Raw genomic sequence first — 6,432 nt, 5'->3', positions numbered from 1 at the left:
GGGCCCCCATTCACGCCCCCTTCATCCCTCATCGCGCAGGCTCTGCGAAACTGGCAAAGGGGGGCAGCCATGAGAGTAATCCTGAAAGCCGCAGCGGTCGGTCTGGCGCTGGGCATTCTCACTTTCGGGGCGAGCGCCAGCGCGCTGGCGGCTGACCCGGAAGGGCGGTTTCGCATTTCAGCGGAAATGGATGGCTATCTGACTATCCATTCCGATGGCTCGATGGATCTGGATGCGGCGCTTGCCAGCGAAATTTTCGGGATCAGCTGGCCGCCCTCGGGCGTGGGCTGGGGCAACTGGGTGCGCACGGGCGAGGGGGAGATAACCTTCACCTATACCGGCGATCAGGGCGAGCTGACGTATATTTGCGGCGACTGGCCGGGCTATGCCGTGGGCGAGTCCCTGGATGCGGGCGAGCTGTGCTGGCTGGGCCATGGCGCGGGCGAGGGGCTGGAGCTCGATTCCGCCACGCGGGTGGAGTAGGCCAGCGGCTAGGCCACCTGTTCGGTCTGGCGCACCTTCTCGCCCATAATGCCGTTGGCGCGGATGGCGCGCTGGCATTCAAAGCTGCCCGCCCGGAAGGCGCGGCAGGCTTCGGGACGCTCCTCATAGACCGCGCAGATGGCCTGACCGGTCTCGAGTTTGAGATGGGTGCAATGCCCGCAGGAAAAATCCACAAAGCTGCGCTCGCCCTCCTGAAACAGGCTTTCAGGCGGCAGCTTGCGGTCCCGATCTTCGGGCAGCAGGACCAGATAACGCGGATGCTTGCTGAAACAGCAGGCTCCGCAGGCGACGCAGTCAAACGCCGTATTGGACATCGTGTGATGCAAGACCCACCGCGCGTGGACGGCCTCCCGTCCCGGCCCGCGGCGAGCGGCATTTAGAGCAAAACGAAACAGCGCGCATCAGAAATCTTGAAGGGGCGAAATCGCGCTCATCCCCCGTTAAGGCGGGGCATGCTGTGCTGGCGTCAAAGAGGGGGAGCCACATGAAAACCGCATTATCCGTTCTGACCATGCTGGCCGCGATCAGTTCGGGGGCTGTCGCGCAGGACCGGCCCTCATCCGTTGGCGAGGCGTATGCCGTCGAGATTGATGGGCTGGGCGCGTGCGAGGTTGATTTCCAGTCCTATGTATACGGCGGGGATCGCGGTGACATTTCCATGTCGTGCGACAGTGGCGACAGCACGCGGGGCATGTGGGAGTTCACGCATGGCAGCGATCTCTTCATCCATATCGAACCCCTGGGCGAGCCTGAGCTGTGGCGCGATGGCTGCGAGGACTGGCCGATCATCGAAGAAGGCGAAACGGTGATGGATCCGTGCTGGATGTCCTCGCTGCGGGGCGCGCCGGTCCGCGTCACACGAACCCGATAGAGGCGCCCTGATGACCCGCCTGATTTTGAACGCCAGTGTGGCGCTCGTGCTGTTCCTGAGCGGCGCGGCGACAGCGCAGGACGCCCCGCTCTACCCTGAGGACGTAGACGCAAGCGCTGTCATCGACGCGGCTCTGGCGCAGGCCCGCGATGAGGGGAAACAGGCGCTGATCGTCTTTGGCGGCGATTGGTGCCATGACAGCGTCGGGCTGGCCGAAACGCTTGAGGACAATGATCGGCTCGCCAGCCTTGTGCGCGAGCATTACGTGCTTGCCCGCGTGGATGTGGGCCATCGCCACCGCAATCAGGACCAGCTGCACCGCTTCGGTCTTGAGGGGACTTTCGGAACGCCCACCGTCGTCATTGCATCCGGGGAGGGCTATGCGCTCAACGGCATGACCGCCCATGACTGGCGCACCGCCTATAACGCTGCGCCGTCCGATATCGCCGCCTATCTCAGCCATTATGGCGGGGCGGACTGGGATGGCTCCCCCGTCGCCAGCGCCGATCTGGGCGCGATTGCGGAAAGCTGGCCGCCCTACCAGGCCGCCGTGGCTGAGCTGACCCGCCGGATGGAGGCGGGCGAGCTTGGCCCGGATGACGGCGTGGCCTACAGCGCCTTCATCAATGGCATGGCCCGCTCCATCGCCCGGTATGGCATGGGTCAGGAAGCTGAGGCGCAAGGCATTTCTATTGCTGACAGCGCCGATCTAGACGCGCTCGGCGTGACGCCGTCAGAGGATCTGAGCGAGGCCGTGCAAGCGCGGGCGGACGAGATCGAGTTCGATCTGATCGCCCGGTTTGAAGCCCAGACCGAAGAGACGCGCGCCGCCATGGCGGGTGATGCTGCCGGACACGAGGAACGCTGATCATGAAGCTCGCCCTGTTGAGCCTTGCGCCCGCCCTGGTGATGGTCGCGTCTTCCATCGCCATGGCCGAGGACGCGCCCTCCCCGGCGGGTCAGGTCTATCAGATGGGCTCTCCGGGCGGGGATGAAGGCTATCGGGTGAGTTTTGACGCGGATGGCTCGCTGAGCGTCAGCTTTAACGGCTTGCACCCGCCTTTCTCGCAGGGGGAGGATGGCCAATGGGTGATGGAGTCTTCAGGCGCGGTGACAATCACGGGCGAAGACCTGCCGCTTCTGGCGCCGGGGACGGACAGCGCGCTGCGAGCGCTGGCCTGCGCTTGAGGTTGGTGATTATTACGATCAATTGCCTTGCTGGTGGACCGGAGAAGAGCCCGATGGCTGGTTCGGGCGGATCGAATGAACGGTTGAACGAAATCTAAAGGCGTCTAGCTCACAAACACGGTAAATCACTCGCCGTGATCAGGATGACTTATGACCTTTCGCAGCTGCGCCCTGGCCCTCAGTCTGGCCGTGTTCTCGCCTCCGGCCTTCGCTGACATACCCCCCGAATATCGCAATCTTCTGGCCGAGGCCGACCGGCGCGGGATCGATGATGACCGCTTCGCGGAAACGGCGGACATGGTTGCGGTACTGGTTGATGGCGGCCGGGCGGCGGTGCATGCGGATGTGATCGCGCATCTACCTGACCGCGCGGGCGCCCTTAGTGACTGGCCCCTGCCAGAGCCCCAGCCAGAGCCTGCCGCTGCTCCCGAATCTGTGCCTGAACACCGTTCCATCGGCGCCGCGCCCGTGGATCTCGCCGAAGCGCCAGACGGGTCGGGCGGCTGGCTCGCCGCGCCGATCCGCGCCTTGCAGGGCGAGAAATGGTCCGGGCAGATCCGCGCGGGGGTTCAGGTCGAGGATGGCAATACCGACCTTATGGACTTCTCGTTTGCGTTCGAGCTGGACCGGGAGCTGCCCCGGGGCTGGCGGGTCGACAATCAGTTCGAGTATTTCCTCACCGAGAACGGAGACCGCACGAGCCGGGACAACTGGCTGGTCGAGAGCCGCCTGTCGCGCGAACTGGACTCAGGCTTCGGCTACTACGCGGGCGGCTCCTATGAACGCGATCTCGTGGGCGCCTATGAGCAGTCCGCCTTCGCAACCGCAGGCGGGGTCTGGCATGCGATTGATCGCGAGCGCATGGACCTGGAGCTGCGCGCCGGTGTCGGCCATCGTTGGCGCGAACGCGCCGGCAGCGGGCAGAGGCTGGATGACTGGGTGGCGGAAGCGGCGTCTGATTTCAGTTTCCAGATCAACGACACCAGCCGGTTTGAATCCAAGACGACGGTCTATGGCGGCGGCGGGTCCCGGGTGGATCAGCGCTTTACGCTGACCAATCGCCTGTTCGGGCACTGGGCGGTCCAGACCGGTCTGCACATCGAACACGAGTTCGAGACAGAACCGGGTTTCGAACCCACCGACACCCGTCTCGACGTGTCTTTGCTCTACGGCTTCTGAGCACTGTTATACGAGACAACTTTCACTGGTCCGCGTTTGCCCTTAATCTTTGCGAAACGTGCAAAGACACCAGGGGACGCACATGACACGGCTGCTTTCCATCCTGCTGGCAGGATCCACGCTCATGGGCGCTTCGGCGTTCGCCCAGACCGCCGGCGGTCAGTCCGGTTATGACGAGAGCCTCGACGCGATTTCACCGAGCGATGAAGCGGTCAGCATTGGCCTGGCGGGCGAAGACCCCGCCGACATCGCCCGTTATCTGCTGGCCGCCAACGGCGCCGCCGGCGGAGCGCAGCTCTCGCCTGACGGCTCCAGGGCCGCGTTCCGCTGGTCGATCACGGGAGAGCCGCAATTGTGGATCATGGACGCCGAGGGCGGGCAGCCCACGCGTCTGACCTATGGCAATGGCATCACCTTCTTCCGTTGGACGCCGGATGGCGACAGCCTGATCTACGGCGCGGACAATGACGGGAATGAGCAGGAAGCCTATTACCGCATCACTGCTGACGGATTGCACGAGGACCAGGTCTTCCCCGCGGAAGACGGCGCCTTCCGGGTGTTCGGGGATTTCGGCGCGGACGGCCAGACCATCGTTTTCGCCTCGACCGCCCGCAATAATCTCGATTTCGACATCTACACGGCGGATCTCGAAACCGGCGAACGGTCCATGGTCTATGAGGGGTCGTACGCCAACTATCCCGGCGCGATCTCGCCTGACGGGCGCTTCGTGACCGTCAGCCAGTCCCGGGGCGAGGATTCCGATGATCTGGGGCTTCTGAGTCTGGAGACCGGGGCCTTCACCCCGATTTCCGCGCCCGAGCGCCGCGCCGCGCACGGTTCCATTGCGTGGCAGGACGATTCCTCAGGCTTCTATCTCGTCTCAAATCGCGGGCGCGAATACAGCGCTCTCATGAGATATGATGTCTTCACCAACAGCTTCAGCCTGGTGGAAAGCGCGCCGCATGACATCGAGAGCGTCTATCTGTGCGGGGAGAACGATCGTTATCTGGTCTGGAGCGTGAATGAGGGCGGCTATTCCCGGCTTCACGCTCGGGATCTGTCGACGGGAGAAACGCTACCCACGCCGGCGCTGGCCGAAGGCGTCTACGGGATCAGCTGCACGGATCATTCCAGCCGCGTTCTGATCAATGTGAACGGTTGGCGCACGCCGGGCGGCTTCCAGCTCTGGGACATGCAGACCGGCGAGGTGTTCGACACCTTCTCCGCCTCCATGGCGGGGCTGGATGCAGAGCGTCTCGTGCGGCCCGAGGATGTGCGGATCACCGCGCGTGACGGGGTGGAGCTGCAAGGGCTTCTCTATTTGCCTGATGACAGCTCCCGCACCGATGACCGGCTGCCGCCGGTGGTGTTCTTTGTCCATGGCGGGCCGACCTCCCAGTCGCGTCCGACCTTTGACGCCATCGTCCAGTATCACGTGGATCGGGGCATGGCGGTGTTTGAACCCAATGTGCGCGGCTCGACCGGTTTCGGGCATACCTATGTGACGCTCGATGACCAGGAGAACCGCCTGGAATCCATCGCCGATCTGGTGGACATGCTCAACTGGCTGGGCGAGGACGGCCGAGTGGATGCGGATCGCGCCGCTGTGGTCGGCGGGTCCTATGGCGGCTATGCCGTGAACGCCGTGCTGGCGAACTTCCCGGGGCATTTCAAGGCGGGCGCGTCCCTCTATGGCGTGGCGGACTGGGTGACGGCGCTCGATATCGCCTCGCCCGCGCTCAAGGCGTCTGATCGCATCGAGTACGGCGACATCACCGAGCAGCGCTGGCGCGATTACTACACCGAGAATTCGCCCATTCGTCAGGCGGACCAGATCAATGTGCCCGTGCTCTACTCGCATGGCGTCATGGATCCGCGCATTGATATTGCAGAGACCGAAGTGATGGTGCGCACCCTGCGCGAGAACGGCGTCCGGGCGGACTTCATCCGGATCCCGGATGAGGGCCATGGCTGGCGCAAGCTGTCCAACCAGCTCTTCTATTACCGTCGTCAGGCCGAGTTCCTGGAAGAGGTTCTGGGGCTGGAAACCGACCAGTAGCCATTGGCCCCGGGTAAGGGCCACGACCGCAAAACTTCTGGTCATGCTGACAACGCATGTCGTGATGGCGGGCGGTTGCGGCGGCGCAGATCGCTCGGATGTGTCGCGTTCTTCCGACTGGATTGCGGAACAGGCCGCCTCGGCCCTGGCGGAGGAGATGCGCCCATCTCGACGAGGGGCTTTTACACGGTGAGCTCCCAGGGGCGAGAATAGACAGATCGATATCTTAACCTCATGGGATCAGACTCTCATCACACACAGCGGGAGAGACCTGATGAAGCGCATGACCCTTGCCGTTACAGCGGCGGTCGCAACGTGTCTGGCCAGCCCGGCCGTGGGGCAGGACGACGTGCTCACCCCGGCGGGGAAAAGCTACACGGTCGGTGTCGATCTTGATGATCTGCCGCTGGTCTTCGAGCCGGCTGAAGCGGGCGCCATGTCGGGCGCCGGACAGCTGGGCGAGGACGGCGGCCGCAATAGCGCGCCAGTGGCTTGGGAGCGTGAAGGCAGCGCGATCACGCTGACCTTTGAGCGCGGCGGCGATCTCGGCGACCGTCAGACCCGGTGCGACCCCTGGCCGGATATTCCCGTCGGGGAAGGCGTGCTGGCGCGCTGCGTCATGGACGGTTTC

General features: G+C 64.1%; 8 protein-coding genes. 7 read left to right on the top strand and 1 reads right to left on the bottom strand.

Annotated elements, in window-relative coordinates; all coding sequences use genetic code 11:
* Positions 1–69: 69 nt before the first annotated feature.
* Positions 70–483 (top strand): hypothetical protein, encoded by a 414-nt coding sequence (locus B2Z70_RS03645; RefSeq protein WP_009801834.1) that lies wholly within the window; start codon positions 70–72, stop codon positions 481–483.
* 8 nt (positions 484–491) lie between these two features.
* On the opposite strand, the gene B2Z70_RS03640 is transcribed toward B2Z70_RS03645, so the two are convergent.
* Complete coding sequence (locus B2Z70_RS03640) at positions 492–818, bottom strand: YkgJ family cysteine cluster protein (protein WP_009801833.1); 327 nt, start codon at positions 816–818, stop codon at positions 492–494.
* Between the two features lie 170 nt (positions 819–988).
* On the opposite strand from B2Z70_RS03640, the gene B2Z70_RS03635 reads away from it, so the two are divergent.
* From B2Z70_RS03635 to B2Z70_RS03610, 6 genes are all read left to right on the top strand, one after another.
* The gene (locus B2Z70_RS03635; RefSeq protein ID WP_292981098.1) at positions 989–1,375 is read left to right on the top strand and encodes a hypothetical protein; all 387 of its coding nucleotides are present in this window, start codon (positions 989–991) and stop codon (positions 1,373–1,375) included.
* A 10-nt stretch (positions 1,376–1,385) separates the two neighbouring features.
* Positions 1,386–2,243, top strand: a complete 858-nt coding sequence (locus tag B2Z70_RS03630; protein WP_292981095.1) for a thioredoxin family protein — start codon at positions 1,386–1,388, stop codon at positions 2,241–2,243.
* A gap of 2 nt (positions 2,244–2,245) precedes the next feature.
* Positions 2,246–2,563, top strand: a complete 318-nt coding sequence (locus B2Z70_RS03625; protein WP_292981092.1) for a hypothetical protein — start codon at positions 2,246–2,248, stop codon at positions 2,561–2,563.
* A 150-nt stretch (positions 2,564–2,713) separates the two neighbouring features.
* Entirely contained in the window at positions 2,714–3,742 is a 1,029-nt protein-coding gene (locus B2Z70_RS03620; protein ID WP_292981089.1) for a DUF481 domain-containing protein, read from the top strand.
* Between the two features lie 82 nt (positions 3,743–3,824).
* The gene (locus B2Z70_RS03615; protein ID WP_292981086.1) at positions 3,825–5,801 is read left to right on the top strand and encodes a S9 family peptidase; all 1,977 of its coding nucleotides are present in this window, start codon (positions 3,825–3,827) and stop codon (positions 5,799–5,801) included.
* A 274-nt stretch (positions 5,802–6,075) separates the two neighbouring features.
* The coding region (locus B2Z70_RS03610) for a hypothetical protein (RefSeq protein WP_292981083.1) at positions 6,076–6,432 on the top strand (357 nt) is incomplete at its 3' end.

Source organism: Oceanicaulis sp. UBA6590 (assembly GCF_002433705.1).
In the GTDB taxonomy this organism is placed as follows: Bacteria; Pseudomonadota; Alphaproteobacteria; order Caulobacterales; family Maricaulaceae; genus Oceanicaulis.
The sequence above is the reverse complement of the archived record's forward strand: the minus strand, read 5'-3'. Positions and strand labels throughout refer to the sequence as shown.

Coding starts and splice junctions, on each gene's coding strand:
- B2Z70_RS03625 (WP_292981092.1), top strand. CDS start 2,246: ATGAAGCTCGCCCTGTTGAGCCTTGCGCCCGCCCTGGTGATGGTCGCG.
- B2Z70_RS03620 (WP_292981089.1), top strand. CDS start 2,714: ATGACCTTTCGCAGCTGCGCCCTGGCCCTCAGTCTGGCCGTGTTCTCG.
- B2Z70_RS03630 (WP_292981095.1), top strand. CDS start 1,386: ATGACCCGCCTGATTTTGAACGCCAGTGTGGCGCTCGTGCTGTTCCTG.
- B2Z70_RS03645 (WP_009801834.1), top strand. CDS start 70: ATGAGAGTAATCCTGAAAGCCGCAGCGGTCGGTCTGGCGCTGGGCATT.
- B2Z70_RS03615 (WP_292981086.1), top strand. CDS start 3,825: ATGACACGGCTGCTTTCCATCCTGCTGGCAGGATCCACGCTCATGGGC.
- B2Z70_RS03635 (WP_292981098.1), top strand. CDS start 989: ATGAAAACCGCATTATCCGTTCTGACCATGCTGGCCGCGATCAGTTCG.
- B2Z70_RS03640 (WP_009801833.1), bottom strand. CDS start 818: ATGTCCAATACGGCGTTTGACTGCGTCGCCTGCGGAGCCTGCTGTTTC.